Genomic DNA, 25,841 nt, shown 5'->3' on the forward strand with positions numbered 1-25,841 from the left:
AGCAAGAAGGCCGACGAGCTGCGCCAGTCCGGCAACACGGCGGATGCCGACAAGTTCGACAACCTCGCCAAGATCGCGCTGCAGCGCCAGATCAGCGAGGAGAGCGAGGCGAAGGCGATCGCGCCGACCATCGCCACGCAGACCGAGGTCGTCGACAAGCTCAAAGACGGTCTGAACGGCATGAAGCAGAAGCTCGAGCAGCTGAAGGCCAAGCGCAGCGAGCTGCTCGCCCGCGCGAAGACGGCCGAGGCGCAGGTGAAGGTCCACGACGCCGTCCGCTCCATCGACGTGCTGGACCCGACGAGCGAGCTGGGACGCTTCGAAGACAAGGTGCGCCGCCAGGAGGCTCTCGCGGCCGGCAAGCAGGAACTGGCCGCCTCGAGCATCGACGCTCAGTTCGAAGCGCTCGAAGACGTCGGACAGCTCACTGAGGTCGAGGCACGACTGGCCGCGCTGAAGACCGGCGGCTCGTCACAGGGCGCGATCGGCTCCTGAGCATTCGAAGGCGCTCGGCTGCGGCCGGGCGCCTTCGGCATGCCGGCTGGACCGCCGCCGCGCCGCGCCACTGCACCGCGCCGTGCTGGATACCAATTCAGGCTGGCCGACCATGCACCCCGCCGGAGACGCCGGAATCCGGCCGCCCGCGCCCGCTCAGCCTGAGTTCGGGCACACCGCGCGCTCCATCGTCGCCCCACCGCCGCGCCGGCGGGTGCGCACCGCGCCAGCGGGCGCGGCACCGCGCCACGCTGGACACCAATTCAGGCTGGCCGTCCATGCACCCCGCCGGGGACGCCGGAATCCGGCCATCCGCGCGCGCTCAGCCTGAGTTCGGGCACACCGCGCGCTCCATCGCCGCCCTGCCGCCGCGGTACCGCCGCCGCCGTGCCGCCCTGCCGCCGTATCGGCTCCGTACCGCCGCCGCCCGGCCACAGCGCCGGCAGGTGCCGGCACCGCGCCGCACACGAACTCAGGCTGGCCGACCATCCACCGCGCCGGGGACGCCGGAATCCGGCCACCCGCGCCCGCTCAGCCTGCGTTCGGGCACACCGCGGAGTTCGGGCGCGGCCGTGGCGTTCGATCGGGAGGCGGTGCACGCGGGGACCCGGCTGCGGCGGTGGATGCGGCGACGATCTCACGTGCGAGAGGATGTGGCGATGAGCCGTTTCGTGGTGGTGCCGCAGTGGCAGGGGTCTGGTTCGTCGCGCGCGATGCAGCTGGTCGATGGGGCCGCGGCGATCGCCGGTGACCTTCCGCGGGCCTCCTGCACACCGCTGGAGGTGCCGCTGGAGGCCGGCGAATCGCTCGGAAGCGGCGTGCGCCGACTCAGCTCCCTGGTCCGCGTGCGCGAAGCGCTCGAACGCGAACTCGCCGACGTCTCCGAGCCGACGATCGTGGTCGGCGGCGACTGCGGCGTCGCCCTCGGCGCCGTGTCGGCCATCGCTTCCTCCGACCTCGCGCTGGTCTGGTTCGACGCCCACGCCGATCTGAACACGCCCGAATCGTCGCCGAGCGGCGCCTTCGGCGGCATGGTGCTGCGCGCCCTCCTGGGCGACGCTCCCGCGCGGCTGGCCCTCCCGACAGGCACGATCACGACCGATCGCGTCGTCCTCGCCGGCTCGCGCGATCTCGACCCCGCAGAGGTCGACTTCCTGGCGGGCTCGGCCATCCGCACACTGGCTCCGGACGCGTTCGCCGAGCCCGCCCGCTTCGGCGAGGCCGTCGCGGCGACGGGTGCGACGCGCGTGCACATCCACGTCGACCTCGACGTGCTGGACCCCGCGGCGATGAGCGGCGTCTCACAGCCCGTGCCCTTCGGACCGTCGGTTGCGGAGGTCGTGGCCGCCATCCGTGCGGTGCGGGAGGTGCTCCCCTGTGCGGGGGCGACGCTCACCGGATTCTCGCCGGTGTCGCCGGATGCCGCCGTGGACGACCTCGGGGCGATCCTGCGTATCATCGGAGCCCTCGCGTGAGCGAGCAGATCTCGCGCCGCATCGAGCGGCGTCTGCCGTCGTTCCTGCTCGATTCGCCCGTGAGCGCGGTCGGGTACGCGTACGGCACCGCCGTCGGGATGCTGTGGGGCTTCCTCTGGAGCACCGGTCCGATCGAGCGCCGGGGCGAGCTGTGGGTCTTCCGGGGGATGCCCGCGTGGACGTTCCCGCGCGGCGGAGTGTGCATGGGCGCCTGCTATCTGACCGGCTCATTGCCGGTGGATGCCGGCATCGTGCGGCACGAGAGCGTGCACGCGAGGCAGTGGCGTCGATTCGGCTTCCTGATGCCCGTGCTCTACACCCTCGAAGGTCGCGACCCGCTCCGCAATCGATTCGAGATCGATGCCGGCCTCGCCGACGGACGATACGTGCGGCGCCGCCGTCGGTGACGACTCAGCGAGCGGTGGCGAGGCCGAAGCGTTCGGGGGTGCGGATGGACGTGGCCGGGATGCCGCGCACCTCGGTGAGGTGGTCCACGATGTCGGCGGTGCCGAGGTAGCCGCCCAGAAGGATGATGCGGGTGTCGTCGGCGTCGGCGCAGAGCATCTCGTCGGCCCACGCGACCACGGCGCGGTGCACTGCGGCGCCGGGAGCGCAGGAACGCCCGGTGCCGGGCTCCCCAGACCTGCGCGCCCGCGCCAGCCACGTCACCGTCATACGGGCGGGGGCGCTCACCGCGGCGATCCATGATTCGTCGGGAACCTCGATGAACACGCGGCCCGTCGAACAGATCGGAAGCCCGGCCAGGACGACCTCGAGTTCGGTCAGCGACGCCTCATCGGCGGCGATGAGGTGCTGCACGCGGGAGTGCCGGGGCGTACGGCACGCGGCGGCGCCGTGCTCGGTGGAGGCGATGCGGGCAGTCATAATGACGCCAGTATACCCCGAGGCAAGGCTTGCCTAACCGGTTCGGCGGAGATCGTCCTCAGCGCGCGGTGACCAGGACGCGCTTCACCTCGTGCACCTCGTCATCGGTCATGCCGTGAGCACGCAGGTAGTCCCCCGCCGATCCGTAGCGGCGGTCGATGTCGGCGAGGAGGTCTGCCATGACCGACGCCGGCGACTTCGAGGCGAGATCCTCGAGGTGGCGCGCGTGAGGATGCAGCCGCCGGAGGTGCGCGACCACCGACGTGCTGCGCCACTCCGGCAGCAGCGCCTCGGTGCGCGCGTAGTCGGCGACGACGTCGTCGCGCTCGACATCCGCGGCGGCGAGCGCGAGCGCGACCGTGACGCCGGTGCGGTCCTTGCCCACCGTGCAGTGCACGAGCACGGGCTGCTGCGTCACGATGCCGCGCACGACCTCGACGACCCGGTCCGCCGAGTCTTCGACCAGCAGTCGATACAGCTCGGCGAGCGAGACGTCGCGGGCGAAGAAGGACTCGACCGAGCCGAGGAACAGCGGCACGCGCAGGGTCTGAACGTCCGGCGATCCGACCGGACTCGGCGCCTGGGCGACCTCGTCGTCATCGCGCAGGTCGATGATCCGTCGAATGCCGAGGGCTCCGAACGCCGTCACCCCGGCACCGTCGATTCGCGCCAGGTTGCCCGAGCGGAAGAGCACGCCCGATCGCGTCACCCCGTCGCCGGCGCGCAGGCCGCCGACGTCGCGCAGGTTGACGGCGCCGGGAACATCCGGCAGTGCGGGGACCCCGGATGCACCGGGGCCGGCGGATGCGCCGCTCACCCCTCGTCACCTCGCGGCGGCACCGGGTAGCGCCCGGCGATGGCGACGCGGTTGAAAGCGTTGATCGACACCAGCAGCCAGCTGAGCGCGACGTACTCCTCTTCGGAGAGCACCCCGCCCACACGGTCGTACACCGCGTCGGAGACGCCGCCGTCGTGGATGTACACGTGCGACTCGGCGAGCTCGAGCGCCGCCCGCTCCCGCTCCGAGAACACCCCCGACTCCCGCCACGTGGCGATCTGAGCGATCGTGTCCGCATCGATCCCGACCCCCAGCGCCCTGTCCACGTGGACACGCACGCAGTAGGCGCATCCGTTGCGCTGCGACACATGGATCTGCACGATCTCGGCCAGCCGCGCGTCGACCCCCGACTCGCGCGTGAGCTCGCCCACCGACTTCGAGAACGCCGCGAGCGCCTGATACGCCTGCGGCGCCGACCGGGACAGGTGCACGCGACGCTCTTCGCTCATGCGCCCAGGGTATCCCGGGGTGCATGATGGAGCGCGTGAGCGACCCCTCCGACGAGTTCTCGTTCCTGCCCGCCCAGTCCGCCGAAGCCGGGATCCCCGGCCCGCTTCCCCACGGTGAACGCGTGCGGCTGGAGCTCGCCGACGGCCGGACCCTGTCGGCGCTGGCCTTCGGATGGGAGGACGCCGAGCCGGGGCCGGCCGTGACGTTCCTGCACGGCGCGGGCCTGAACGCCCACACGTGGGACACGGTGGTGCTGGCCGCCGGCATCCCGGCGCTGGCGATCGACCTGCCCGGGCACGGCGACTCGTCCTGGCGAGATGATGCCGCGTATGTCGCCCGCGTGCTCGCCCCCGACGTGGCGACGGCTCTCGAGCGCTGGACCGACCGGCCGCAGCTGGTGGTGGGCCATTCGCTCGGCGGTCTGACCGCCGCGGCGCTGGCGGCCTCGCACCCCGACCTGGTGCGCGACCTGCTCATCGTCGACATCACGCCGGGTGTGGATCCGGACGGCGGCCCATCGGAGCTGCGCGCGTTCTTCGCCGGCCCGACGGACTGGGCCTCCCGGGACGAACTCGTCGACCGCGCGCTGTCGTTCGGCCTCGGGGGCGGATCCCGTGAGAAGGTCGCGCGGGGCGTGTTCTTCAATTCCCGGGTGCGTGAGGACGGGCGTGTGGAGTGGAAGCACCACTTCGCGCACCTCGCGTCCGCCGCCGCAGCCGATCCCGAGGCTGGGCGAGAGATCGCTGCCCGTCAGGATGCCCTGAGAGCGGTGCTCGGCGCGTCGGGATGGGAGGATCTCGCCGCGGTGACCGCCCCGATCACGCTCGTCCAGGCGAGCCGAGGATTCGTCACGGACGCCGACGCCGATCTCTTCCGCACCCGGCTGCCCGCGGCGGAGGTCATCCGGCTGAACGCCGGCCATAATGTGCAGGAGGACGCGCCGCTGGATCTGGCCGCACTCGTGCGCGGGCGCCTCGGAGAATGACCGAGGTATCGAACAGCGCATCGCCCCCACAGCGCTTCGGCTAACAACACTGCGTCTAACAACTCTGTTGCGGTGCGAGGCGACGAGTGTGCACCGGGCGCGACGGTTGCCTAGGCTGTTGTGTCGCACGAGGATCCTCGTGTCCACCGCGGTCGCTCGCAACCGGCGACCTCGCCGCGGATGCCCCCGAAAGGACCACCATGCCCCGTCGTCCCCTGCGCGCTGCCGGTGCGCTGCTCGTCGCCGGCGCCCTCGTGCTCACCGCCTGCACCGGCGGCTCCGATGAGCCGGCTCCGACGAGCTCGGCCGCTGCCGACCCCGACGCCTCCGTCGTCATCCGCCTCGTGCTGGAGCCGGGAAACCTCGACATCCGTCAGACCGCGGGGGCCGCTCTCGACCAGATCCTGATCGACAACGTCTACCAGGGCCTGGTCGCCCGAACCGCCGACCAGGAGATCGTGCCCTCTCTCGCCAGCGACTACGAGGTCTCCGAGGACGGTCTGACGTACACGTTCGAGCTGCGGGAGGGCGTCACCTTCCACGATGGACAGGAGCTGACGCCCGACGACGTCGTCTGGTCTCTCGAGACCCGTCGCGACACGCCGGAGTGGCGCGACTCGTCGCGCCTGGCGAACGTCGAGTCCATCACTGCCGACGGCCAGACGATCACCCTCACACTGTCCGAGCCGGACTCGACGCTGCTGTGGAATCTCACCGGACGCGCCGGGATCGTGCTGAAGGAGGGCGACGAGGTCGACTACCAGACCGACGCCAACGGCACCGGCCCGTTCGTCCTCGACGACTGGCTGCAGGGCGACAGCATCACCTTCGTGCGCAACGAGACCTACTGGGGAGAACCCGCGGGCGTCGCCGAGGTCGTGTTCGACTACATCCCCGACAATCAGGCCGCGCTCAACGCCGCCCTCGCCGGCGAGGTCGACGTGCTCACCGGGTTCGACGCCACCCTCGGCGACCAGGTCGAAGAGGGAGGCGACTTCGAGCTGGTGCTCGGCGAGTCGACCGACAAGGGCACGCTCGCGTTCAACCAGACCGAGGACAGCCCGCTGGCCGATCAGCGCGTGCGCCAGGCGATTCGCCAGGCGATCGACCACGAGGCGTTCATCGAAGCGGCCCAGTCCGGCCAGACGCTGTACGGTCCCATCCCGCCGCTCGACCCGGGACACGAAGACCTGTCCGACGTGGCGCCGTACGACCCCGAGGCGGCTCGGGAGCTGCTCGCCGACGCCGACGCGGAGGATCTCGAGCTGACCCTCACGATCCCGAACTTCTACCCGACGACGATCCCGCAGATCCTCGTGTCGAACCTCAACGAGGTCGGCATCACGCTCGAGGTCGAGTCGGTCGATTTCCCGACGTGGCTCAACGACGTGTACACGAACAAGGACTACGAGCTCAGCTTCGTGCTGCACACCGAGGCGCACGACTTCGAGAACTGGGCGAACCCCGACTACTACTTCACCTACGACAACCCCGAGGTGCAGGACCTGTACGCGCAGTCGGTCGCAGCAACGGACCCCGCCGAAGCCGAGGCGCTGCTCGCCGAGGCGGCGCGCATCGTGTCGGAGGATGCGGCGGCGGACTGGCTGTACAACGGCGCCTCGGTGCTCGCGGTGGGGACTAACATCTCGAACATGCCCTCGACGAACGTCAACGAGCGCCTGGGACTCGCAGAGATCACCAAGAGCGACGGGTGATCCGCTACGCGCTGACACGGCTGGCCCTGCTGCTGCTCGGGCTGTTCGTGGCCAGCGTGGTGATCTTCCTCACGCTGCGCGTGCTGCCCGGTGACATCGCACAGGTGATCGCCGGGCAGAACGCGACCCCCGAACAGGTCACCGCCATCCGAGCGAGCCTCGGCCTGGATGCCCCGCTTCCCGCCCAGTACCTGGACTGGATCGGCGGCGTGTTCCGCGGCGACCTCGGCTCGTCGCTGCTGACCGGCACGCCGGTCGTCACGGAACTGGCGGAGAAGGCGCGTGTCACGGTCCCGCTCGGGATCCTGGCCATGACCTTCGCCCTGCTCATCAGCGCTCCCCTGGGCGTGCTGTCGGCGTTGCAGCGCGGTCGCGCCCTCGGCACGGGCCTGACCGTGGGCGCCCAGACCATCGCTGCGGTCCCCGTCGTGTGGGCGGGCATGATGCTGGTCGTCGTCTTCGCCGTCTGGCTCGGATGGCTGCCGGCCCAGGGCTTCCCTCGCGCGGGGTGGGCCGACCCGGCCGCAGCGCTGCGCGCGCTCCTGCTGCCGGCACTGACGATCGGCGCGGTCGAGGGCGCCATGCTGATGCGCTTCGTGCGCTCGGCGACGCTGCAGGCGATCGGACAGGACTACGTCCGCACCGCCGCGGCGAAGGGGCTCACCCGCACAGACGCTCTGCTCCGGCACGGTCTGCCCAACGTGGGCCTGTCGGTGATCTCGGTCCTCGGCCTCCAGGTCGCCGGCATCATCGTCGGCGCGGTCGTCATCGAGGAGCTGTTCTCACTGCCCGGCATCGGCCGGATGCTCGTCGACGACGTGCAGAATCGCAATCTGCCGATGGTGCAGGGTGAGCTGCTCGCCCTCACCGGGTTCGTGCTCATCGTCGGGTTCCTCGTCGACCTGCTGCATCGGTCGATCGACCCGCGACAGCGGGAGGCGGCATGACCTCCCCGACCCGACGCGGCGCGCTCGCCCGCCTGTGGGCACTGTCGACCGGACGCTTCGGACTGGCCGTGGCGGCCGCGGTCGTCGTGACGGCGGCGGTGTCGCTGTTCTGGACCCCGTTCGATCCGCAGCAGGTCGACATCCCCGGGCGGTGGGCAGCTCCCGGATGGCCCCACGTGCTCGGCACCGACGCTTCCGGCCGCGACATCCTCAGCCTCATCATGGCCGGAGCACGCACCACCGTCGTCGTCGCGGTCGGGGCGGGCGTGATCGCGACCGTGATCGGCATCGCCCTCGCGGCGCTCGGGGCCCTCACCGCCCGGTGGATCCGCGAATCCACCGCCGTTCTCGTCGACGTCATGATCGCCTTCCCTGTGCTGCTGATCGCGATGATGATCTCCTCGGTCTGGGGCGGGTCGCTCGCGGTGGTCGTGTGGTCCGTCGGGATCGGATTCGGCGTCAACGTCGCGCGGGTCACCCGTCCGGAACTGCGTCGCGTGCTGCACAGCGACTTCGTGCTCGCCGGCCGTGCCGCAGGCCTCACTCCGCTGCAGAACCTCGGCATCCATCTGCTCCCCAACGTCGCCCCCGTGTTCATCGTGCAGCTGTCGTGGGCGATGGCGGTGGCCGTGCTCGCCGAAGCGGGCCTGTCGTACCTCGGGTTCGGTGCGCCGGTCACCGAACCCAGCTGGGGCCTGCTCCTGGCCGAGCTGCAGAGCTACATCACGGTGTATCCGCTCTCGGTCGTGTGGCCGGGGCTGGCGATCACGATCACGGTGCTCGGGCTCAATCTGCTCGGCGACGCCCTGCGCGAGGCCACCGACCCGACGCTCGCCCGACGCGGCGGCGCTGCGCGCGAAGCGCACTCCCATGTGCCGGAGGTGGTCGCATGAGCCTCGAGGTCACCGGCCTGCAGATCGAGATCGACGGGCGCCGCGTCGTCGACGACGTGAGCTTCGCCGTGCCCACCGGGGCGCGGCTGGGGCTGATCGGCGAATCCGGGTCCGGCAAGTCCCTCACGGCACTGGCGATCCTCGGGCTGCTGCCGGAGGGGGCCGTCGCGAGCGGCAGCGTGCGGTGGAAGGGAGAAGAGATCCTCGGGATGCCCGATCGCGAGCTCGCGCGCCTGCGGGGCGACGAGATCGGCATCGTGTTCCAGGAGCCGCGCACGGCGCTGAATCCGATCCGCACGATCGGGCGACAGATCGGCGAGCCCGCGCGCATCCATGAAGGCCTCTCTCGACGCGCGGCGGCCGCGCGCGCGGTGGACGAAGCACGACGCGTGTCGTTGGCGGATCCCGAGGGCATCGTCTCCCGGTACCCGCACCAGCTGTCCGGCGGCCAGCGGCAACGCGCCGCGATCGCCATGGCACTCGCGGGCCGTCCCGCACTGCTCATCGCCGATGAACCCACGACGGCGCTGGATGTCACGATCCAAGCCGAGATCCTCGACCTGCTGCTCTCTCTCGTGGAGCACGACGGCATGTCGCTCGTGTTCATCACCCACGACCTGGCCGTCCTCGCGCAGATCGCGAGCTACGGCGTCGTGCTCGAGCGCGGGCACGTCGTCGAATCGGCGCCGGTGGCCGACCTGCTCTCCCGCCCGGTCTCGGCGGTCACGCAAGGCCTGCTGCGCGATGCCACGGCCACCGTGTGGCGCCCGGGAGCCGGCGCATGACCACACCGACATTCCGTGCCCGCGGGCTCGTGCGCCGCTTTCGCGGACCGCGCCCGGCACCGTTCGCCGCGCCGACCTGGACGACCGCCCTCAACGATGTCGACATCGACATCGACGCCGGAGCGCGCGTGGGCATCATCGGCGAGTCGGGCTCGGGGAAGTCCACCCTCGTGCGCGTGCTTCTCGGCCTCGACGCCCCCACCGCGGGAACCGTCGAGTTCGACGGCCGCCGGGTCGACGCCCGGGGGCGCGCGCGGCAGCTGCACTGGCTGCGCCGTCAGACCGGCATCGTGTTCCAGGATCCCTATGGCTCCCTCGACCCGCGGATGAGCGTCGGGCGGATCGTCGGCGAACCGCTGTTCGCACTCGGGATCGACGGCGACCGGCGTGCGCGGGTGCGCCAGACGCTGGAACGGGTGGGGCTCGACCCGGCCATGGCCGCGCGGTATCCCCACGAGTTCTCCGGCGGACAGCGCCAGCGGATCGCCCTGGCGCGTGCGATCGTGCATCGACCTCGCGTGCTCGTGGGCGACGAGCCGATGAGCGCCCTCGATGTCACGGTACGCGCGCAGATCCTGCGCCTGATCGACGACCTGCGCCGCGACGAGGGCTTCACCCTCGTGATGGTCTCCCACGACATCGGCGTCGTGCAGAATCTCTGCACCGACGTGGTCGTGATGAAGGACGGCCGAGTCGTCGAAGAGGGACCCACCGAGAAGGTGCTTCTTCAACCGCAGGTGGCGTACACACGGCGGCTGCTGGCCTCCATCCCCACGATCGAGCCCCCGCGATCCTGATCGCTTCCGCCTGTCGGAGCATCGCCCTAACCTCGGGACATGTCCGTAGATCGCCGTGTCCCGTCCGCGCCGGGGATCGTCCCGCCGTATCTCCTCGCCCGCATCGCCGCCGTGCCCGAGACACGATGGGAGCGGGCCGCCCACGCCGCACGCGCGACCCTCGAGGTGCACCGGGAGTACCGACCGGCCCCTGCGGCTGCCCCGCGCATCCGCTCAGCTGTCTCGTCGACTCCGGCCGCCCCACGCGAGATCGCCGACGCGCAGCACCGCGAGGAGCTCCCCGGCGTCGTGGTGCGACGGGAGGGCGAACCTCCGACGGCCGACGCCGTGGTCGACGAGGCCTACGACGGGCTGGGCGCCACGGCGTCGTTCTTCCGCGACGTCTACGGCCGCGCCGGCATCGATGCCGAGGGCGGCAGGCTCCTGGCGAGCGTGCACTACGGCCGTGCCTACGACAACGCGTTCTGGAACGGCGAGCGCATGGTCTTCGGTGACGGAGACGGCGAGGTGTTCCGAGGCTTCACGGGTTCCCTGTCCGTCATCGCCCACGAACTCGCGCACGGCGTCACCGAAGACGAGGGCGGGCTCGACTACGTCGGTCAATCTGGTGCTCTCAACGAATCCCTCTCCGACGTGTTCGGGGTGCTCACCGAGCAGCACGCCCGTTGGCAGACCGCGCGGGAGGCGAGCTGGCTCATCGGCGCCGAGATCTTCACCGAGCAGGTGCAGGGGATGGCGCTGCGCTCGCTCGCGCAGCCCGGCACCGCCTACGACGACGATGTGCTCGGTCGCGATCCCCAGCCCGGGCACGTGCGCGACTTCGTCGTCACGGCCGACGACAACGGCGGCGTGCACATCAACTCCGGCATCCCCAACAAGGCGTTCCACCTCGTCGCGACCGCACTCGGCGGATGGGCGTGGGAGCGCGCGGGCCGCATCTGGTACGACACCCTCGTCTCCCGCGTCCTCCCCCGAACGTGCGATTTCGTCACCTTCGCACGCGCCACGATCGCCACCGCCGCCGCGGTGTACGGTGAGGTCTCGGAGGAAACCGATGCCGTGCGTTCGGCCTGGTCCGGCGTCGGTGTGATCGATGACAGCACCGGATGAGCCCGACACGGCAAGCGATGCGACCGCGCCGCATCTCGTCGCCGTCGTGGTGCGACGAACCGGCGGGATCGCGGGCGTTCCGCGGCAGTGGGCCGCGCATCCCGCACCCGACGACGGACGCCTGACCGATCTCGTCGCCCGGTGTCCGTGGCACGAGGTTCCCCCCGAGGAGCCGTCGGGTGCCGATCGCTTCGCCTGGCAGGTCACCGTTCGGTGGGATACCGACGACGAGCGGCATGCCGCGCTGCCCGACCGAGCGGTCCTCGGACCGTGGCGCGACCTCATCGAGGCCGTGAGGAACGCCGGCGGCAGCGCGTGAGCGCGGTCAGCGTGAGAACAGGCCGCGCTTGGCCTTCTTCCGGGGCTTGAGCGATTTCTGCAGGTAGACCGTGCCGAGCCAGCGGCCGAACTTGAAACCGACGCGGCCCATGCGCCCCACCTCTTCGAAGCCGAGCTTCTCGTGCAGCGCGATCGAGGCCTCCGCCCCCTTGTCGCTGATGACGGCGACGATCTCTCGGATGCCCTGCTCCTCGCACGCGGCGATCAGGGCTTCCAGCAGCGCGCGTCCGAGGCCCTTCCCGGCTGCGGCCTGGCCGAGGTAGATGGAGTTCTCGACGGTGTAGCGGAAGGAGGACTTGCCCGACCAGGGCGCGACGAGCGCGTATCCGAGCACCTGCCCCGACGGCGACTCGGCAACGAGGAACGGAAGACCGAGCTTGGTCAGGTGGTCGTACTTCTCCCGCCACTGCCCGAGCGTCCACCGCTTCTCGTCGAAGGTGACCACGGAGTTCGTGACGTAGTAGTTGTAGATCTCGCGGATGTCGGGGATGTCGGCCTCCCGCGCGGGCCGGATCTCGAAGCTGAAGGGACGCTCGCGGTCGGCGCGGCGCCGCAGGTGGCGGGGCAGCGAACGACGGCTCTTGTCGTATTCCTCCTCCAGCATGCGGCCAGCCTACGCGCGTTCGGCCAGACGCCAGTCGATCGGATCGGCACCGGCCTCCCGCAGGAGCTCGTTCGTGCGGGAGAACGGGCGCGATCCGAAGAACCCGCGGCTGGCCGACAGCGGCGAGGGATGCGCGGAGGCCACAACGGGGGTGTCGCCGAGCAGCGGCCGCACGGTGGCCGCATCGCGCCCCCAGAGAATCGCCACCAGCGGCGCATGTCGATCGACGAGGGAGCGGATGGCGTGCTCGGTGACCTTCTCCCATCCCCAGCCGCGGTGCGAACCCGGCGCACCCGGAGAGACCGTGAGCACGCGGTTCAGCAGCATCACGCCCTGGTCGCTCCATGCCGTGAGGTCACCGTGCTCGCTGGGCGGGATGCCGAGGTCGTCGTGCCGCTCGCGGTAGATGTTGGCGAGGCTTCGCGGCAGCGGGCGCACGTGCGCGTCCACGGCGAACGACAGTCCGATGGGGTGACCCGGCGTCGGGTAGGGATCCTGCCCGACGATCAGCACCTTCACGTCCTGGAGCGGGCGGGAGAACGCGCGGAGCACGTGATCCCCGGCCGGCAGGTACGAGCGCCCCGCCGCGGTCTCGGCGCGTAACCGGTCGCCGAGTCGAGCGATGTCGGCGGCGACGGGAGCCAGGGCCTGCGCCCATCCCTCGTCGATCAGCCCGTCGGCGGCGAGTTCGTCGAGCGTCCGTGGCACGTCAGGCCGCGTCTTCCTCGATCACCGAGCCCTGGGCCGACCACGGGAAGTCGATCCACAGCGCGGTGTCCTTCCACGCATAGTCGGGCTGGATGACGGTGGACGGCTTGGTGTAGATCGTCACCGACCGCACGTCGGCACCCTGCGTCGCGAGCAGGTCGACCGCGAGCGCGAGCGTGCGGCCACTGTCGGCGACGTCGTCGACCAGCAGCACGCGGCGTTCCGCGAGATAGGCCATGTCCAGTTCCGGAGGCAGCACCTCGGGTGCATCCAGAACGGTGCCGATGCCGGTGTAGAACTCGACGTTGATCGCCCCGCAGTTCTTCACCCCGAGCCCGTAGGCGATCGCCCCGGCGGGCAGCAGCCCGCCGCGTGCGATGGCGACGACGACCTCCGGCACGAAGCCGTCCGCGACGATGCGACGACTGAGGTCCCGGCACGCCTCTCCGAATCCGTCCCACGACAACGTCTCGCGCTCGATCTCCAACGGGTCTCCCTTCCTGGAGTCTCCAGCCTATGGCCCGCCGTCGCGCGCCTGGAGCGAGGTGTAGTCTCGCCCCGTGCCCGACCCGACTCCCGTGCTCCGCCGATCAGCGCTCGGCATCACGGCCGGCCTCATCGGCTGGTTGATCGTCGTCGAGATCACCAGCGGCATCCTGCAGGGGTACTACGTGCCCCTCTTCAGCGACATCGTCGTGCATCTGGGCATCACCGACGCCGACGTCAACTGGTTCGAGGCGGCCCAGCTGCTGCTGTCGTCGATCGTCGTGCCCGTGCTCGCCAAGCTCGGCGACATGTACGGGCACAAGAAGGTGCTCCTGATCGCGACCGTGCTCACCGCGGGCGCGACGTGGTGGGTCGCCTTCGCCGACAACTTCTGGGTCTTCCTGATCGCCTGGGCCCTCCAGGGCTTCTATGTCGTCTGGCTGCCCCTGGAAGTGGCCCTGATCTTCGAACGCGGCCGCCGCGCGCGACACGGCGTCTCTGCGACCCGCCGCGCCGCCGGCCTGCTCGTCGTGGGCCTGCAGGCCGGTGCGATCCTCGGCGCCCTGGCCGCCGGACGCATCTTCGCCGCCACCGCCGAGCACCTCACCGTCACCCTCGTGATCCCGGCCGTGGCGGTCACCGCATGCTTCTTCGTGATCCTGTTCGGCGTACCCGAGTCCGAGCCGCTTCCCGGACGCCGACTCGACACGCTCGGCTTCGTCATCCTCACCATCGGACTGCTGCTCGTCACCGGTTCGCTCACGTTCCTCCGCCTCAGCGGCCCGTCGTTCGTCTGGACCTGGGTGCTGCTGGCCGCAGGCGTCGCCGCACTCGTGCTCTTCGTGCGCTTCGAACTGCGCCAGAACGATCCCGCCATCGACATCCGCGTCTTCCGCCGCCCGGAGATGTGGCCCGTGCAGGTCACGGCCTTCCTCATCGGCATCAGTCTGCTCGGAGCCCAGGGTCCGCTCTCGACGTACGCCGGCACCGACAGCGCGCTCGGGTACGGACTCGGACTCGACGCCACCGCGCGCTCGAACCTCATCGGGGTGTATCTCGTCTCCCTGATCGTCGGCGCGGTGCTCTTCGCTGCCACCTCCCGGCGTGCGAGCCCCCGGATCGTCCTCATCGGCGCATCCGCCCTCGTGGGCGTCGGGTACCTGCTGTTCATCCCACTCCACGTCGAGCTGTGGCAGGTGCTGATGAACATGGTGATCGCGGGCATCGGATCGGGCGCCCTCGTCGCCGCGATGCCCGCCGCAGCCGCCGCGGCCGCTCCCCGAGGTCAGACCGGCGTCGCATCCGCCCTGACCAACACCACCAAGACCATCGGCGGCACCTTCGCCTCGGCCGTCTTCGGCGTCGTGCTCGCCGCGGGCGTCGGGGCGGCTGCGAGCTCCACCGCGGCCTCGCTCGGCGGTTACATCACGGTGTGGGCGATATGCGCCGGTGGCGGCCTCCTGGCCGCGGTGCTGCTGTTCTTCGTGCCCAAGGTCGCCTTCGCCGACGAGGTGCCCGAGTCCGCCGACGCGGTCGCCGGCGAGTCGCAGATCATCTGATCAGACGTCGGCGGGCGGGCGCACCCGGAGCGGGCCGCGCGCCAGCAGGTGCTGCGCGGACTGCGCCACCGGTCGCATGGTGATCAGGTCCAGGTTCACGTGCCCGGGCGTGCCGAGCGCGTAGGCGATGACGTCGGCGACGTCATCGGCCACCAGCGGGGATTCGACACCCTCGTAGACGCGGTCGGTCGCCAGCTGGTCGCCGCCGAGCCGGTTCAGCGTGAACTCCTCGGTGTAGACCATGCCGGGTGCGACCTCCACGACGCGGATCGGCTCTCCGTTCAGCTCCAGCCGGAGGGCGTGCACGAGCATCGACTCTCCTGCCTTCGCGGCGTTGTACCCGCCACCGCCCGCATACGCGGTCTGCGCGGCGGTCGACGTGACGAACAGGGTGTCCGCGTGACCGGAGGTGTCGGCGGCCTCCCGCAGGAGGGGAAGCACCCGCGCGATCAGACGCTGTGCCGACATGACGTTCGCCTCGAACATCCATCGCCAGTCGTCGGGTGAGCCGTCTTCGACGCGGTCGGTGCCGCGCGCGCCACCCGCCACGTGCACGAGGGCGTGCACGGGCCCGGAGGTGGCCAGGAACGAGGCGAGCGCCGCGACGTCGCTCTCGCGGGTGAGGTCGGCCGCGAACGCCGTGGCGCCGATCTCCGCCTCGAGCGCCTCCAGCCGCTCGGCGCGGCGGGCCACGGCGACGACGTCCCAGCCCGCCGAGCGCAGCGCCCGGGCTGTCGCCTCCCCGATCCCCGAGCTGGCACCGGTCACCACTGCACGCCTGGTCATGTCCCCACCGTATCGCCGCCGAGAGGGCACCCGCGGCCAGCCGGAAGGTTACGTCACATTTCCCGACCGTTGTCACGGGGCACGGCTGTCCGTAGTCTCGCAATCGGCCCGCGACGCCCGCCGCGAGCCCCTCACGACCACAGGAGCGAGTGATGTCCGCACCCGAGAATTGGCGCTTCGAGACCAAGCAGGTCCACTCCGGAGCGCAGCCCGACCCCACGACGAAGGCGCGCGCGACCCCGATCTACCAGACCACGTCGTACGTGTTCGACAACACCGATCACGCGGCGAACCTCTTCTCGCTGGCCGAGTTCGGCAACATCTACACGCGCATCATGAACCCGACACAGGACGTCGTCGAGCAGCGCATCGCCGCTCTCGAGGGCGGCACCGGCGGGCTCCTGCTCGCCTCGGGTCAGGCCGCGTCGACCTTCGCCGTGCTCAACATCGCCCAGGCCGGGGATCACTTCGTCGCCTCCAGCTCGATCTACGGCGGCACCTACAACCTCTTCAAGTACAGCCTCGCCAAGCTCGGCATCGAGGTGACCTTCGTCGAGAACCAGGACGACATCGAGGAGTGGCGCCGCGCGGTGCGCCCGAACACGAAGCTCTTCTTCGCCGAAACCATCGGCAATCCCCAGATCAACGTTCTGGACATCCGCGGCGTCGCCGACGCCGCCCACGAGGCCGGGGTGCCGCTGATCGTCGACAACACGATCGCGACGCCCTATCTCATCCGTCCGCTCGAGCACGGCGCCGACATCGTCGTGCACTCGGCCACGAAGTTCCTCGGCGGCCACGGCACCGTCATCGGCGGCACGATCGTCGACGGCGGCAGCTTCTCCTGGACCGACCACGCCGAGAAGTTCCCGGGCCTGACCACGCCCGACCCGTCCTACCACGGCGCGGTCTTCACGCAGGCGGTCGGCGACGGCCTCGCCTACATCATCAAGGCGCGTGTGCAGCTGCTGCGCGACCTCGGAGCGTCGATCTCGCCGCAGAGCGCATGGCAGCTCATCCAGGGGATCGAGACCCTGTCGCTGCGCATCGAGCGGCACGTGCAGAACGCCCAGGAGATCGCGGAATGGCTGGACGCCCACGACGACGTCGCCTCGGTGAACTACTCGGGTCTGCCGAGCTCGCCGTGGTACGCCGCCGCGAACCGCTACGCCCCGAAGGGCGTCGGCGCGGTGCTGTCCTTCGAGCTCAAGGGCGGCGTCGATGCGGGACGCGAGTTCGTCAACTCGCTGGAGCTGTTCAGCCACCTCGCCAACATCGGCGACGTGCGCTCGCTCGTCATCCACCCGGCCTCGACCACGCACTCCCAGCTCTCCCCGGAGCAGCAGCTCACCGCGGGTGTCACCCCGGGTCTGGTGCGGCTCTCGGTCGGGATCGAGAACGTCGCGGACCTCAAGGCCGACCTCGACCAGGCTCTCGCGGCCGCCCGTCGCGTCTCCGAGGCCGCCCGCGCCTGATCTCTCGTTCCGTGCGCCCGTCTTCACAGGACGGGCGCACGGTCGTTTGCACCCTTCGAGAGGAATTCCTCGTCCAGGAGGACGGCACTATCGGTGGCCGTCCTCCTGAAGCGGGATCTCCTCTGCAGTGCGGCTCAGGCGTGCGGGCGAGGACGGAGCGAGCCGAGGCCGCCGTCGACGCCGAGCACCTGCCCGGTGATCCACGAGTTAGCCGGGTCGAGGAGGAACGCGACGGCGCGGGCGACATCGGCGGGCTCGCCGAGGCGGCCGAGCGCGTGCATCGCCTCGGAGACCTTGCGCGACCCCTCGTTGCCGGTGAGGGATGCCGTCAGCGGCGTCTGGGTCAGTCCCGGCGCGACCGCGTTCACCCGCAGGCCCGACGACGCGTAGGTCGCCGCAGCCGACAGCGTCAGTCCCATCACCCCGGCCTTCGCCGCGGCGATGGCCTCGTGGTGGGACAGGCCCGCCATCGCGGCGGCCGATGAGACCAGCACGACCGACCCGCCGTTCCGCAAGTGGCGCCCGGCGGCGCGCACCGTCGCGAAGGCCGTCGTCAGCGACGCCGCGACCACCCCGTCGTACTGCTCGCGCGATGTGAGGTGCGCGGGCTTCAGCAGCATCGACCCGGCGAAGCACGCGACGCCATCGAGGGGACCAGCCTGCTCGACCGCCCGGTCGACGGCGTCGAAGTCCGTCGCGTCGAGGGCGATGTCCGCGCCGGGCGAGCGCGCCGTGGTGACGACCTCGTGACCGGCCTCGGTCAGGACGTCGACGGTCGCGGCGCCGATGGCGCTGGATGCGGCGATGAGGAGGAATCTGGCCATGACCTCATCCTCACCGCACCGGGCACCCCCCGGGGGTCGATCGCGCGATCTCACGCGAAGGAGGCCGCGAGACGCGCGAATCCCTCGTCGAGCGAGACCGCGGGAGACCAGTCCAGCGCGGCGCGCGTCTCACGCAGGTCGAACCAGTGCGCGGTGGAGAGCTGCTCGGCCAGGAAACGGGTCATAGGCGGTTCGTCGGCACCGGGTCGCACCGCCCAGACGCGCTCCACCACGGTCCCCGCTCCGCGGGCGAGCCACCCCGGCACGCTCCACGACGGCGGGGCGACCCCCGCCGCACGGCACATCCCCGCGATGAGCTCGCCGACCGGCCGCGGCTCGCCGTTGGTCACGACGAAGGCACGCCCATGAGCGACGTCGGCACGATCGGCGCCGGCGATGATGGCGGTGACGGCGTTGTCGATGTAGGTCGAGTCGATCAGCGCGGTTCCGCCGTCGATGAGCGGCAGCCGTCCCGCCCGGGCGCGGGCGACGATCCGAGTGACCAGCTGAGGGTCGCCCGGCCCCCACACGAGGTGAGGTCGGATGGCGACCACGCGCAGACGGTCGTCGTCGGCTGCCAGTGCGAGGAGTTCCCCCCGCGCCTTCGTGCGGGCATAGTCGCCGCGGGCGTGGTCGGGTGAGGCCGGCTCGGCGCCGACTCCGGTGAGCGCGGCGCCCGCGTGCGCCACCGACGGCGAGGACACCTGCACGAACCGGGTCACGCCGGAACTCTTCGCCGCGGCGAGCAGCGCGCGCGTGCCGTCGACGTTGACGCGGGCGAAGTCGCGGGTCGGCCCCGCCAGCGACACCTTCGCCGCCAGGTGCACCACCGTGTCCGCGCCCTCGAGGGCACGCGATACCAGTGCAGGATCCTCGATCGACCCGAGGTGATCCTGGGCACCGGGAACACGCGAGGGGCGCCGCTGCAGCGTCCGCACATCGTCACCGCGTGCGACCAGAGCCGTCGCGACGGCGCCGCCGAGGTAGCCGGATGCTCCCGTGACGAGCACGCTCACGGCGCCACCGGCTTCCGCCCGGCGCACACCGCATCCGCCCACACCGACAGCCGAGAGCGATCGATCTTGGAGTTGTGCCGGATGTCGGTGGGCAGCTCCGGAACGACGAGCACCGCCGCGAGCGGCAGATCGACGCCCGCGCGCACGCGCGCCGTCAGCTCCGGATCGGCGAGCCCGGCGCGCGTCGCCGGGTCGGTCGTCTCCACGACGGCGACCGGGCGCTGCAGACCCGAGGGACCCACCCCCACGACCGCCGCGCGTCGCACACCGGCGACCCGTTCGACCTGCTGTTCCCCGCCGACCGGGGCGAGCGGCCCGTGCTCGGTGGTCAGCACGTGCGGGAGCCGTCCCTCGACCCACAGCCTCCCCCGCTCATCCAGGTGCCCGACATCGCCGGTACGGTGCCACCGCAGGCCCTGCTCGTCGTCGGCGGTGTCGCGGACCGCGTCGGCGTCGGTCAGCGCGAGACGGTCGTAGCGGGACTTCAGGTGCGGCGCGGCGACGATGATCTCGCCGAGCAGACCCGGGGTGTCCCCGGGCGCACCACTCGCGCGGCCGGTGGCGTCGAGCGCGCTCACGCGCACGCGCACACCGTCGATCGGCGTCCCGACACACACCCCGTCGTCCGGGGCCTCGGCGGCTTGTCGGATGCCGGCCAGCGTGATGTCGGTGACCAGCAGGCACTCGGTCATGCCGTACGGGGTGTGCGGCTGCGCGTTCGGGAAGACCCGCTGGGCCGCGGAGACCAGCTCGGCGCCGATCGGTGCGCCGGTGGACAGGAAGGTCTCGACTCCCGCGAGCGCCGCCCGGTCGTCGGCGGTGAGGTCACCGGCGGTGGCGACGACATTGAGGATCGCCGCGGGCGACAGGAAGACGATGCGCGCGTGCGCGGCTTCGACGGCGGCGGCCACGGCTCGTGCGGTGAGGGTTCGCGGGGCGGAGACATCCATATCGGGTGTCACCGAACGGGTGCCGAGGGCGGGCCCCAGCAGGGCGAACGGCGCGAAGCCGGTGACCAGGCCCGCCTGATCGGTCACGTCGAAGTGCGCACCGAGCACGTCTCGCAGGGCGGCGAGCTGACCGTGGGTGTAGACGACCCCCTTGGCCGGACCGGTCGATCCCGACGTGAACAGCACCGCCGCCACGTCGTCGGGGCCGGGTTCCGGCAAAGCATCGCCGTCGGAGCCGAGCTCGGCCACCTCCGCGAGGCTCCGGGCGACGCCGAGCGCCCTCGCGGTCAGGGACGGCAGACGATCCACGGAGATCTTCGTGCCCGGCCATCCGAGGGTGCGGGCCGCGGCGAGCGCGACCGTCTCACCGATCAGCACGTCGGGGCTCGCCCCGCGCACGGCCCGGGTGAGGCCGGCGACGCCCAGGCCCGCGTCGGCTACGACGACGACCGCTCCGATGCGCAGGCAGGCGTAGACGACGGCGGTGAGCGTGGGCCCGGGACGCACGAGCAAAGAGACGCGGTCGCCCGGGCGCACCCCCAGGCGGCGCAGCCCCGTCGCCAGAACGGTGACCCGGTCGTGCAGTCGGCGCCAGCTGACCGTCCGCGGCGGCGTGCAGGTCATGTCGATCGCCGCGACCGTGTCGTCGTCGGCACGCTCGTCGAGGCGATGCCACATCGGCACGAACGCCCCGGCGGCGCGGGGCGCCGGCTCGGAGGCCGTCGGCACGAGCGGCGACGCCTCGACACGCCGGTCGAGCCAGTCGAGCACCGCCGTCGCGTACGGCCGGTCCTCGGCCACGAGGTGTCCGGCGCCTTCGAAGCGGTGCACGTCGGCGTGGGGCATCCGGTCGATGAGATCGTCGAGATAGCGCTGCTGGAACACCGGGTCGCGCGGTCCCCAGAGCAGCAGCGCGGGAACCCCCAGCTCGCGTACACCCGCGGCGATGCGGGTGAGCTCGGCGTGACTGGGATGCGTCGGGCCCACCGGGATGTCGGCGACGAAGGCGCCGACGCCGCGGCGGCGCTCGGCGGTGAGATAGGGGGCTCGGTACCCCGCTCGCACGTCGACCGGAAGACGGGACTCGGCCAGCGCGAGGGTCGTGTCGAGGAAGGCGGTCGTCTGCACGGTCGAGGCGGCGAGCACGCCCCGCGCTCCCGCCACCCGCAGCGCTGCGGGGATCGGGCGGCCGTCGGGATGATGGACGGCGGTGTTGAGCGTGACCACCCCGGCGAGCTGGTCGGGATGATCGACCGCCCACCCGAGCGAGATCACGCCGCCCCAGTCGTGCCCCAAGGTCACCACCGGTCCGTCGAGGCCGATCGCGTCGGTGAAGGCGCCGAGGTCGGCCACACGCTGCTCGAGCGTGCGGGTGAGGTCGGTGCGGTCGGAGAATCCCATCTCGAGCTGGTCGACGGCGACCACGCGCCACGTCGGTTCGCCGCGCTCGGCCCGCCGCACCGACTCGTCGGCGATGCGCCGCCAGTGGAACGACCACGTCGGGTTGCCGTGCACCGCGAGGATGGTGCCGACGGGCACGGCGCCGAGATCGGTCAGCCTGTCTGCGGTGTCCAGATGGTGCCACGTGCGCGTGCGGCCCGCGTCGGCGAGGACGCCGGGAACCTCGAGGGTGCGCCGGAAGCGGTCGTCGAGCCCGCGGACGGGGGGAAGGGTGGTCTCGGCGCGCGAGATCACCAGGCGAGTTCCATCATCGCCGTGTTCAGGCCCGACCCGACGCCCATCAGGAGCACCCGGTCGCCGCGCGAGAGGTTGCGCTTCTCCTGATCGAGGGTGATGGGGATGGACGCGGGTCCGACGTTGCCGTATTCGGGGAAGGTCGTGGGCACCTTGGCGCGGTCGAGCCGCGCGGCCTTCACGATCGCGTTGGTGTGCACCGACGAGACCTGGTGGGTGATGTAGCGGTCCATGCCGGTCCAGTTCCAGTCCGACGCCGCATCCTTCCACGCCGACACCACGAGCTCGAGGCCCCCGCGCAGCAGGGCCTTCGCGTCGGTGAACATGCCGTCGACGCTGCCGACGCACAGCTCGTGGAACTGGGTCGCCGCACGGGTCACCCCGCCCAGGATGCGGTGGCCCTCGGGATGCTCGTCCGCCCGTCCGAGCACGGCCGCTGCCGCTCCGGAGCCGAGCGTGAGCGAGGCGAACTCGCTCATGAACGCGTCGCGCCCGATCCCCTCGCCCTTGAGGCGCTCGATGGTGTTGCCCTGGATGTCGTCGGCATCCTCGCCGTTGACGATGATGGCGTAGCGGATCTGCCCGGACTCGATCATGCTCGCGGCGAGGTTCATCCCGCTCACGAAGCCGAGGCACGCATTGGCGACGTCGAAGTTCACCGCCGACGTCGGCAGGCCGAGGCCGTGGTGCAGGGTGACGGCGACGGAGGGCTCGAGATGCTTGCGGCTGACCGAGGTGTTGATGAGCAGACCGACCTCGGACGCGTCGACGCCGGCCTCGCGGAGTGCGCGCTCGCCCGCGGCGATGGTGGCGGCGTCGGACGATTCCCCCGACGCCCAGTTGCGACGCTCGAGGACCCCGGCGACGCGCCGTAACAATCCGGGCCGCAGCTTCAGCCGCTGCAGCGCCGGGCCCAGGCGCGCTTCGATGTCGTCGGAGCTCGTGACCCGCGTCGGCAGCACGCTCGCCACCGACAGCAGGGAGACGTTCGAGAACCGGGTCGTCGCGTTTCCAGCCAACGGCACCCTCCTCATCACGAGCACGCCGGCTCGATCGGTCGAAGGACAAGTTTAGCTCCGGAACATAACGTGCCCGGCATGTACGGCCTCCGGCCCGCGTCGCAGCCTCACGGTCGCGGCGTCGTCATACGCGCGATCCCGCGAGGCGGAGCGGATACCGTGAGAGGACACGGCCGACCGCTCGATGAAAGGACCGCCGCGATGGACTGGCAGACCTCCGAGGACACGGTGCCCTCGGCACCGGTGACGGAGGCCGACGCGCGCCTGCTCCTGGGTCGACCGCCCGCCACCGGAGCGTGGCAGGACGGCGATCCCGTCGGCGACCGCCGATTCGCGGCGTTCGGACCGTTCCGCACCGAGGGCGGCGACGAGCTGCCCGGGTACCGGCTGGCCTACGAGTCCTGGGGGGAGCTGTCCCCCACCCGCGACAATGCGGTGCTGCTGCTGCACTCGGTGACCGGCGACAGCCACGTTCGAGGGCCCGCCGGACCGGGGCACCCGACCGCCGGCTGGTGGGACGACATCGTGGGGCCCGGTGCCGCGATCGACACCGACCGCTGGTTCGTCATCGCCCCGAACATGCTCGGCGGCTGCCAGGGGTCGACCGGCCCCGCCAGCATCGCGCCCAACGGGGCGGAGTGGGCGGCACGCTTCCCGTACCTGACGGTCCGCGACCAGGTTCACGCGGTGACGCGGCTCGCCGACGCGCTCGGCATCGAGCGCTGGGCCGGCGTCGTGGGCGGCTCGATGGGAGGGATGCACGCACTCGAGTGGGCCGTGATGCATCCCGAGCGGGTGGAGCGCCTCGCCGTCATCGCTGCGCCCCCGGCCAACACCGCCGACCAGGTCGCCCTGAACTCCGTGCAGCTGGAGGCCATCCGCATGGACCCGCGCTTCGCGGGCGGCGACTACTACGACGCCGGCGACGGCAACGGACCGACGCGTGGGCTGTCCCTCGCGCGACGCATGGCGCTTCTGAACTACCGCTCCCCCACGGAGCTCAACCAGCGGTTCCAGCGATCATGGCAGTCCGGGGTGAGTCCGCTCGGGCACGGCGGCCGGTTCGCGGTCGAGTCGTATCTCGACTTCCACGGCAACAAGTTCACGCGACGCTTCGACGCCAACACCTACATCACGCTCGTCGAGGCGATGAACTCCCACGACGTCGGCCGGGACCGCGGCGGCATCGACGCGGCGCTCGCGCGCGTGACGGCGACGACGCTGGTGCTCGGCATCGACAGTGACCGACTCTTTCCCGTCGACGGTCAGCACCGCATCGCCGCGGGCATCGCGAACGCGCTCGACGGCGATCGCGCCGCGGTGATCACGAGCGACTTCGGTCACGACGCCTTCCTCATCGAGACGCCCGTCGTCTCCGCGCACCTGCGTCGCCTCCTCGACTGACATCTCCGGCCCATCGAGCGTGCGTCGCGCACGGCGGTGCCGCGGACATCCGCCGGCGTGAGTCCTACTCCGCGTCGTCGATCGCGGACTCGAGGCGCTCGATCTTCGCGTCGAGCTCGCCGGAGTACCCGGGCCGGATGTCGGCCTTCAGCACGAGCGAGACCCGTGATCCGAAGGGCATGACGGCTTCGGTGGCGGCCTTCACGACGCCCATGACCTCGTCCCACTCCCCCTCGATCTCGGTGAACATCGAGGTGGTGCGGTGAGGCAGTCCGCTCTCGCGCACGATCCGGACCGCCGCGGCGACGGCGTCGTGCACCGAGCCGTCGACGTTTCCGGTGCCGCTCGGCGCTACGGAGAAGGCGATGAGCATGGGAGTCTCCAGACGGTCAGGGCGCCGCGACGGTCACGGCGACGGACGTGCGGACGCGAGCGGTGCGGGTGACCGCCCACGCGAGCAGAACGATGAGGAGCACATTGCGCAGTGTCAGCACCGCCACGGACACGGGCTCGGCGACGAGGATGCCGCCGTAGACGAGCGGATACACGACCTGCGTGAGACCGGCCGCGCCGACGGCGAGCGCGGCGGGCCCCATCCCTCGGCGCCGATCGACCACGAGCCAGAGCACGAGCGGGGCGATCAGCCACGCGAGGAACTGCGGGGATCCGACCTTGTTGACGACGATCAGCGTGAGGACGAGGGCGAGCGAGAACGGCGGGAAGAGCGCCGCGAACGACGCGCCGCGCCACATCTTGACCGCACCGAGGATCACGACGGCACCGGCGACGAGCACGAGCAGCGGCGTCATCGCCGCCGAGACCGCGTCGACTCCCGGGCCCTGCACCTGGAAGGTGAGGATGTCGCGGTCGTACACGATCGCCGCGTCGGCGGAGCCGGTGACGACCTGCCACAGGAACCATCCGCTCACCGGCGCCTCGATCTGCAGGCCGCGTGCGGTCTGTCCGGCGACGAACCCGAAGGCGTGGGATGCGCCCCCGAGGACGGCGATGGCCCCCAGCACGACCGCGCTGGTCGCCGCCGCCGCGCCGAGCACGACCAGACGCCGCCGGAGCGCGACGACCGCTGCCGCCAGGAGCGCGGCCGGCCAGACTTTGATCCACGTCGCGGCGGCCAGCAGGATCGCCGCGATCACCGGGCGTCGGACCAGCCACAGCAGCCCCGCGATGGCGATCGGCACGGTGACGCCGTCGAGGCGATACATGCCCACCGGGCCGAGCGCGACGGCGAAGACGAGCCAGAACACCGCTGCGGTCGTGCGGCCGCGCGAGCGCGCGGCACCCACCAGCATCGCGAAGGCGGCCGCGTCGAGCGCGGTGACCAGCACCGCCCACGCGACCTCGTATCCCGCTATCCACGTCAGGGCGTGCGCTGCGAGCATGGGCAGGAGGGCGAGCTGCGGATACACCCACGCCTCGTCGACGCCGACGAGGGACTCCCCCGACAGCGCCTGGAGCGACCACGGCTCGTAGACGAGATAGACATCGCCCATCGGCTGGTTCGGCAGCACGAAGCCCGCCGCTGCGATGAGCACGTGAACGACCGCGAAGCCCGCCCACAGCATCCCCCGCCTCGACACCGC

At 71.3% G+C, this 25,841-nt stretch carries 27 protein-coding genes; 14 read left to right on the plus strand and 13 right to left on the minus strand.

What is annotated here, in order from left to right; translation table 11 throughout:
- The 3 genes from B4E30_RS12325 to B4E30_RS12335 all read left to right on the plus strand — a co-directional run.
- On the plus strand, positions 1–495 hold a 495-nt coding region (locus B4E30_RS12325; RefSeq protein WP_286795441.1), incomplete at its 5' end, for a PspA/IM30 family protein.
- A 659-nt stretch (positions 496–1,154) separates the two neighbouring features.
- Positions 1,155–1,970: an arginase family protein gene (locus B4E30_RS12330; protein WP_286795442.1), complete on the plus strand. Its 816-nt coding sequence runs from the start codon at positions 1,155–1,157 to the stop codon at positions 1,968–1,970.
- Complete coding sequence (locus B4E30_RS12335) at positions 1,967–2,377, plus strand: Fe-S oxidoreductase (RefSeq protein ID WP_286721035.1); 411 nt, start codon at positions 1,967–1,969, stop codon at positions 2,375–2,377. The genes B4E30_RS12330 and B4E30_RS12335 overlap by 4 nt, the downstream gene beginning before the upstream one ends.
- Positions 2,378–2,381: 4 nt before the next feature.
- On the opposite strand, the gene B4E30_RS12340 is transcribed toward B4E30_RS12335, so the two are convergent.
- Genes B4E30_RS12340 through B4E30_RS12350 form a run of 3 tightly spaced genes read right to left on the minus strand, consistent with a single transcriptional unit; the run spans position 2,382 to position 4,142 of the window.
- The gene (locus B4E30_RS12340; protein ID WP_286721033.1) at positions 2,382–2,855 is read right to left on the minus strand and encodes an SIP domain-containing protein; all 474 of its coding nucleotides are present in this window, start codon (positions 2,853–2,855) and stop codon (positions 2,382–2,384) included.
- A gap of 58 nt (positions 2,856–2,913) precedes the next feature.
- Complete coding sequence (locus B4E30_RS12345) at positions 2,914–3,672, minus strand: tyrosine-protein phosphatase (protein WP_286721031.1); 759 nt, start codon at positions 3,670–3,672, stop codon at positions 2,914–2,916.
- Positions 3,669–4,142 (minus strand): carboxymuconolactone decarboxylase family protein, encoded by a 474-nt coding sequence (locus B4E30_RS12350; protein WP_071045336.1) that lies wholly within the window; start codon positions 4,140–4,142, stop codon positions 3,669–3,671. The genes B4E30_RS12345 and B4E30_RS12350 overlap by 4 nt, the downstream gene beginning before the upstream one ends.
- 26 nt (positions 4,143–4,168) lie before the next feature.
- Here B4E30_RS12350 and B4E30_RS12355 point away from each other — a divergent pair, with 26 nt between their 5' ends.
- The 8 genes from B4E30_RS12355 to B4E30_RS12390 all read left to right on the plus strand — a co-directional run bounded on the left by B4E30_RS12355 (position 4,169) and on the right by B4E30_RS12390 (position 11,694).
- Positions 4,169–5,128, plus strand: a complete 960-nt coding sequence (locus tag B4E30_RS12355) for an alpha/beta fold hydrolase (RefSeq protein WP_286721078.1) — start codon at positions 4,169–4,171, stop codon at positions 5,126–5,128.
- A gap of 200 nt (positions 5,129–5,328) precedes the next feature.
- Positions 5,329–6,843: an ABC transporter substrate-binding protein gene (locus tag B4E30_RS12360; RefSeq protein ID WP_286721028.1), complete on the plus strand. Its 1,515-nt coding sequence runs from the start codon at positions 5,329–5,331 to the stop codon at positions 6,841–6,843.
- Positions 6,840–7,790 (plus strand): ABC transporter permease, encoded by a 951-nt coding sequence (locus B4E30_RS12365; protein WP_286721027.1) that lies wholly within the window; start codon positions 6,840–6,842, stop codon positions 7,788–7,790. The genes B4E30_RS12360 and B4E30_RS12365 overlap by 4 nt, the downstream gene beginning before the upstream one ends.
- Positions 7,787–8,683 (plus strand): ABC transporter permease, encoded by an 897-nt coding sequence (locus B4E30_RS12370; protein WP_286721025.1) that lies wholly within the window; start codon positions 7,787–7,789, stop codon positions 8,681–8,683. The genes B4E30_RS12365 and B4E30_RS12370 overlap by 4 nt, the downstream gene beginning before the upstream one ends.
- The gene (locus tag B4E30_RS12375) at positions 8,680–9,468 is read left to right on the plus strand and encodes an ABC transporter ATP-binding protein (protein WP_071045340.1); all 789 of its coding nucleotides are present in this window, start codon (positions 8,680–8,682) and stop codon (positions 9,466–9,468) included. The genes B4E30_RS12370 and B4E30_RS12375 overlap by 4 nt, the downstream gene beginning before the upstream one ends.
- Positions 9,465–10,265 (plus strand): ABC transporter ATP-binding protein, encoded by an 801-nt coding sequence (locus B4E30_RS12380; RefSeq protein WP_286721022.1) that lies wholly within the window; start codon positions 9,465–9,467, stop codon positions 10,263–10,265. Before B4E30_RS12375 ends, B4E30_RS12380 begins: the two co-directional genes overlap by 4 nt.
- A gap of 39 nt (positions 10,266–10,304) precedes the next feature.
- Complete coding sequence (locus tag B4E30_RS12385) at positions 10,305–11,375, plus strand: M4 family metallopeptidase (RefSeq protein ID WP_071045342.1); 1,071 nt, start codon at positions 10,305–10,307, stop codon at positions 11,373–11,375.
- Entirely contained in the window at positions 11,359–11,694 is a 336-nt protein-coding gene (locus B4E30_RS12390; protein ID WP_071045343.1) for a protealysin inhibitor emfourin, read from the plus strand. The genes B4E30_RS12385 and B4E30_RS12390 overlap by 17 nt, the downstream gene beginning before the upstream one ends.
- A 6-nt stretch (positions 11,695–11,700) precedes the next feature.
- On the opposite strand, the gene B4E30_RS12395 is transcribed toward B4E30_RS12390, so the two are convergent.
- From B4E30_RS12395 to B4E30_RS12405, 3 genes are read right to left on the minus strand one after another with little or no spacing between them, the layout of a single operon-like run.
- Positions 11,701–12,318: a GNAT family N-acetyltransferase gene (locus B4E30_RS12395; protein ID WP_071045344.1), complete on the minus strand. Its 618-nt coding sequence runs from the start codon at positions 12,316–12,318 to the stop codon at positions 11,701–11,703.
- A 9-nt stretch (positions 12,319–12,327) separates the two neighbouring features.
- Entirely contained in the window at positions 12,328–13,026 is a 699-nt protein-coding gene (locus tag B4E30_RS12400) for a uracil-DNA glycosylase (protein WP_286721018.1), read from the minus strand.
- A gap of 1 nt (position 13,027) precedes the next feature.
- Complete coding sequence (locus B4E30_RS12405) at positions 13,028–13,513, minus strand: phosphoribosyltransferase (RefSeq protein ID WP_071045346.1); 486 nt, start codon at positions 13,511–13,513, stop codon at positions 13,028–13,030.
- 73 nt (positions 13,514–13,586) lie between these two features.
- On the opposite strand from B4E30_RS12405, the gene B4E30_RS12410 reads away from it, so the two are divergent.
- Complete coding sequence (locus B4E30_RS12410; protein WP_286795443.1) at positions 13,587–15,071, plus strand: MFS transporter; 1,485 nt, start codon at positions 13,587–13,589, stop codon at positions 15,069–15,071.
- Here the strand turns inward: B4E30_RS12410 and B4E30_RS12415 are convergent, their stop codons facing one another.
- Positions 15,072–15,857 (minus strand): SDR family oxidoreductase, encoded by a 786-nt coding sequence (locus B4E30_RS12415; protein WP_286795444.1) that lies wholly within the window; start codon positions 15,855–15,857, stop codon positions 15,072–15,074.
- Between the two features lie 152 nt (positions 15,858–16,009).
- Between B4E30_RS12415 and B4E30_RS12420 the strand changes: the two genes are divergently transcribed.
- Positions 16,010–17,332 (plus strand): bifunctional o-acetylhomoserine/o-acetylserine sulfhydrylase, encoded by a 1,323-nt coding sequence (locus tag B4E30_RS12420; RefSeq protein ID WP_071045349.1) that lies wholly within the window; start codon positions 16,010–16,012, stop codon positions 17,330–17,332.
- A gap of 134 nt (positions 17,333–17,466) precedes the next feature.
- Here B4E30_RS12420 and B4E30_RS12425 read toward each other — a convergent pair whose 3' ends face one another.
- Genes B4E30_RS12425 through B4E30_RS12440 form a run of 4 tightly spaced genes read right to left on the minus strand, consistent with a single transcriptional unit; the run spans position 17,467 to position 22,851 of the window.
- Positions 17,467–18,156 carry an SDR family NAD(P)-dependent oxidoreductase gene (locus B4E30_RS12425; RefSeq protein WP_286795445.1) on the minus strand — a complete coding sequence of 230 codons (690 nt, stop codon included), beginning with the start codon at positions 18,154–18,156 and terminating at the stop codon, positions 17,467–17,469.
- Positions 18,157–18,206: 50 nt separating this feature from the next.
- Entirely contained in the window at positions 18,207–19,172 is a 966-nt protein-coding gene (locus tag B4E30_RS12430) for an NAD-dependent epimerase/dehydratase family protein (RefSeq protein ID WP_286795446.1), read from the minus strand.
- Positions 19,169–21,820: an alpha/beta fold hydrolase gene (locus B4E30_RS12435; RefSeq protein WP_414683217.1), complete on the minus strand. Its 2,652-nt coding sequence runs from the start codon at positions 21,818–21,820 to the stop codon at positions 19,169–19,171. The genes B4E30_RS12430 and B4E30_RS12435 overlap by 4 nt, the downstream gene beginning before the upstream one ends.
- The gene (locus B4E30_RS12440; RefSeq protein ID WP_071045390.1) at positions 21,814–22,851 is read right to left on the minus strand and encodes a 3-oxoacyl-ACP synthase III; all 1,038 of its coding nucleotides are present in this window, start codon (positions 22,849–22,851) and stop codon (positions 21,814–21,816) included. Before B4E30_RS12440 ends, B4E30_RS12435 begins: the two co-directional genes overlap by 7 nt.
- Positions 22,852–23,037: 186 nt before the next feature.
- Between B4E30_RS12440 and metX the strand changes: the two genes are divergently transcribed.
- On the plus strand, positions 23,038–24,240 hold the full coding sequence (gene metX / locus B4E30_RS12445; RefSeq protein WP_194383468.1) for a homoserine O-acetyltransferase MetX: 1,203 nt from the start codon (positions 23,038–23,040) through the stop codon (positions 24,238–24,240).
- 64 nt (positions 24,241–24,304) lie between these two features.
- On the opposite strand, the gene B4E30_RS12450 is transcribed toward metX, so the two are convergent.
- Entirely contained in the window at positions 24,305–24,613 is a 309-nt protein-coding gene (locus B4E30_RS12450; protein ID WP_286795448.1) for a thiamine-binding protein, read from the minus strand.
- Positions 24,614–24,629: 16 nt separating this feature from the next.
- Positions 24,630–25,838, minus strand: coding sequence for a glycosyltransferase 87 family protein (locus B4E30_RS12455; protein WP_286795449.1), 1,209 nt, complete (start codon positions 25,836–25,838; stop codon positions 24,630–24,632).
- Positions 25,839–25,841: the final 3 nt, after the last annotated feature.

It is taken from the genome of Microbacterium sp. UBA3394 (assembly GCF_002358725.1).
GTDB classification, from domain to species: Bacteria; Actinomycetota; Actinomycetes; order Actinomycetales; family Microbacteriaceae; genus Microbacterium; species Microbacterium luteum.

Bases quoted from the DNA above. Each gene is read 5' to 3' on its own strand.
- B4E30_RS12330 (WP_286795442.1), top strand. From the start codon at position 1,155: ATGAGCCGTTTCGTGGTGGTGCCGCAGTGGCAGGGGTCTGGTTCGTCG.
- B4E30_RS12340 (WP_286721033.1), bottom strand. From the start codon at position 2,855: ATGACTGCCCGCATCGCCTCCACCGAGCACGGCGCCGCCGCGTGCCGT.
- B4E30_RS12350 (WP_071045336.1), bottom strand. From the start codon at position 4,142: ATGAGCGAAGAGCGTCGCGTGCACCTGTCCCGGTCGGCGCCGCAGGCG.
- B4E30_RS12355 (WP_286721078.1), top strand. From the start codon at position 4,169: ATGGAGCGCGTGAGCGACCCCTCCGACGAGTTCTCGTTCCTGCCCGCC.
- B4E30_RS12360 (WP_286721028.1), top strand. From the start codon at position 5,329: ATGCCCCGTCGTCCCCTGCGCGCTGCCGGTGCGCTGCTCGTCGCCGGC.
- B4E30_RS12370 (WP_286721025.1), top strand. From the start codon at position 7,787: ATGACCTCCCCGACCCGACGCGGCGCGCTCGCCCGCCTGTGGGCACTG.
- B4E30_RS12375 (WP_071045340.1), top strand. From the start codon at position 8,680: ATGAGCCTCGAGGTCACCGGCCTGCAGATCGAGATCGACGGGCGCCGC.
- B4E30_RS12380 (WP_286721022.1), top strand. From the start codon at position 9,465: ATGACCACACCGACATTCCGTGCCCGCGGGCTCGTGCGCCGCTTTCGC.
- B4E30_RS12385 (WP_071045342.1), top strand. From the start codon at position 10,305: ATGTCCGTAGATCGCCGTGTCCCGTCCGCGCCGGGGATCGTCCCGCCG.
- B4E30_RS12390 (WP_071045343.1), top strand. From the start codon at position 11,359: ATGACAGCACCGGATGAGCCCGACACGGCAAGCGATGCGACCGCGCCG.
- B4E30_RS12395 (WP_071045344.1), bottom strand. From the start codon at position 12,318: ATGCTGGAGGAGGAATACGACAAGAGCCGTCGTTCGCTGCCCCGCCAC.
- B4E30_RS12415 (WP_286795444.1), bottom strand. From the start codon at position 15,857: ATGACCAGGCGTGCAGTGGTGACCGGTGCCAGCTCGGGGATCGGGGAG.
- B4E30_RS12420 (WP_071045349.1), top strand. From the start codon at position 16,010: ATGTCCGCACCCGAGAATTGGCGCTTCGAGACCAAGCAGGTCCACTCC.
- B4E30_RS12425 (WP_286795445.1), bottom strand. From the start codon at position 18,156: ATGGCCAGATTCCTCCTCATCGCCGCATCCAGCGCCATCGGCGCCGCG.
- B4E30_RS12440 (WP_071045390.1), bottom strand. From the start codon at position 22,851: ATGAGGAGGGTGCCGTTGGCTGGAAACGCGACGACCCGGTTCTCGAAC.
- metX (WP_194383468.1), top strand. From the start codon at position 23,038: ATGGACTGGCAGACCTCCGAGGACACGGTGCCCTCGGCACCGGTGACG.
- B4E30_RS12450 (WP_286795448.1), bottom strand. From the start codon at position 24,613: ATGCTCATCGCCTTCTCCGTAGCGCCGAGCGGCACCGGAAACGTCGAC.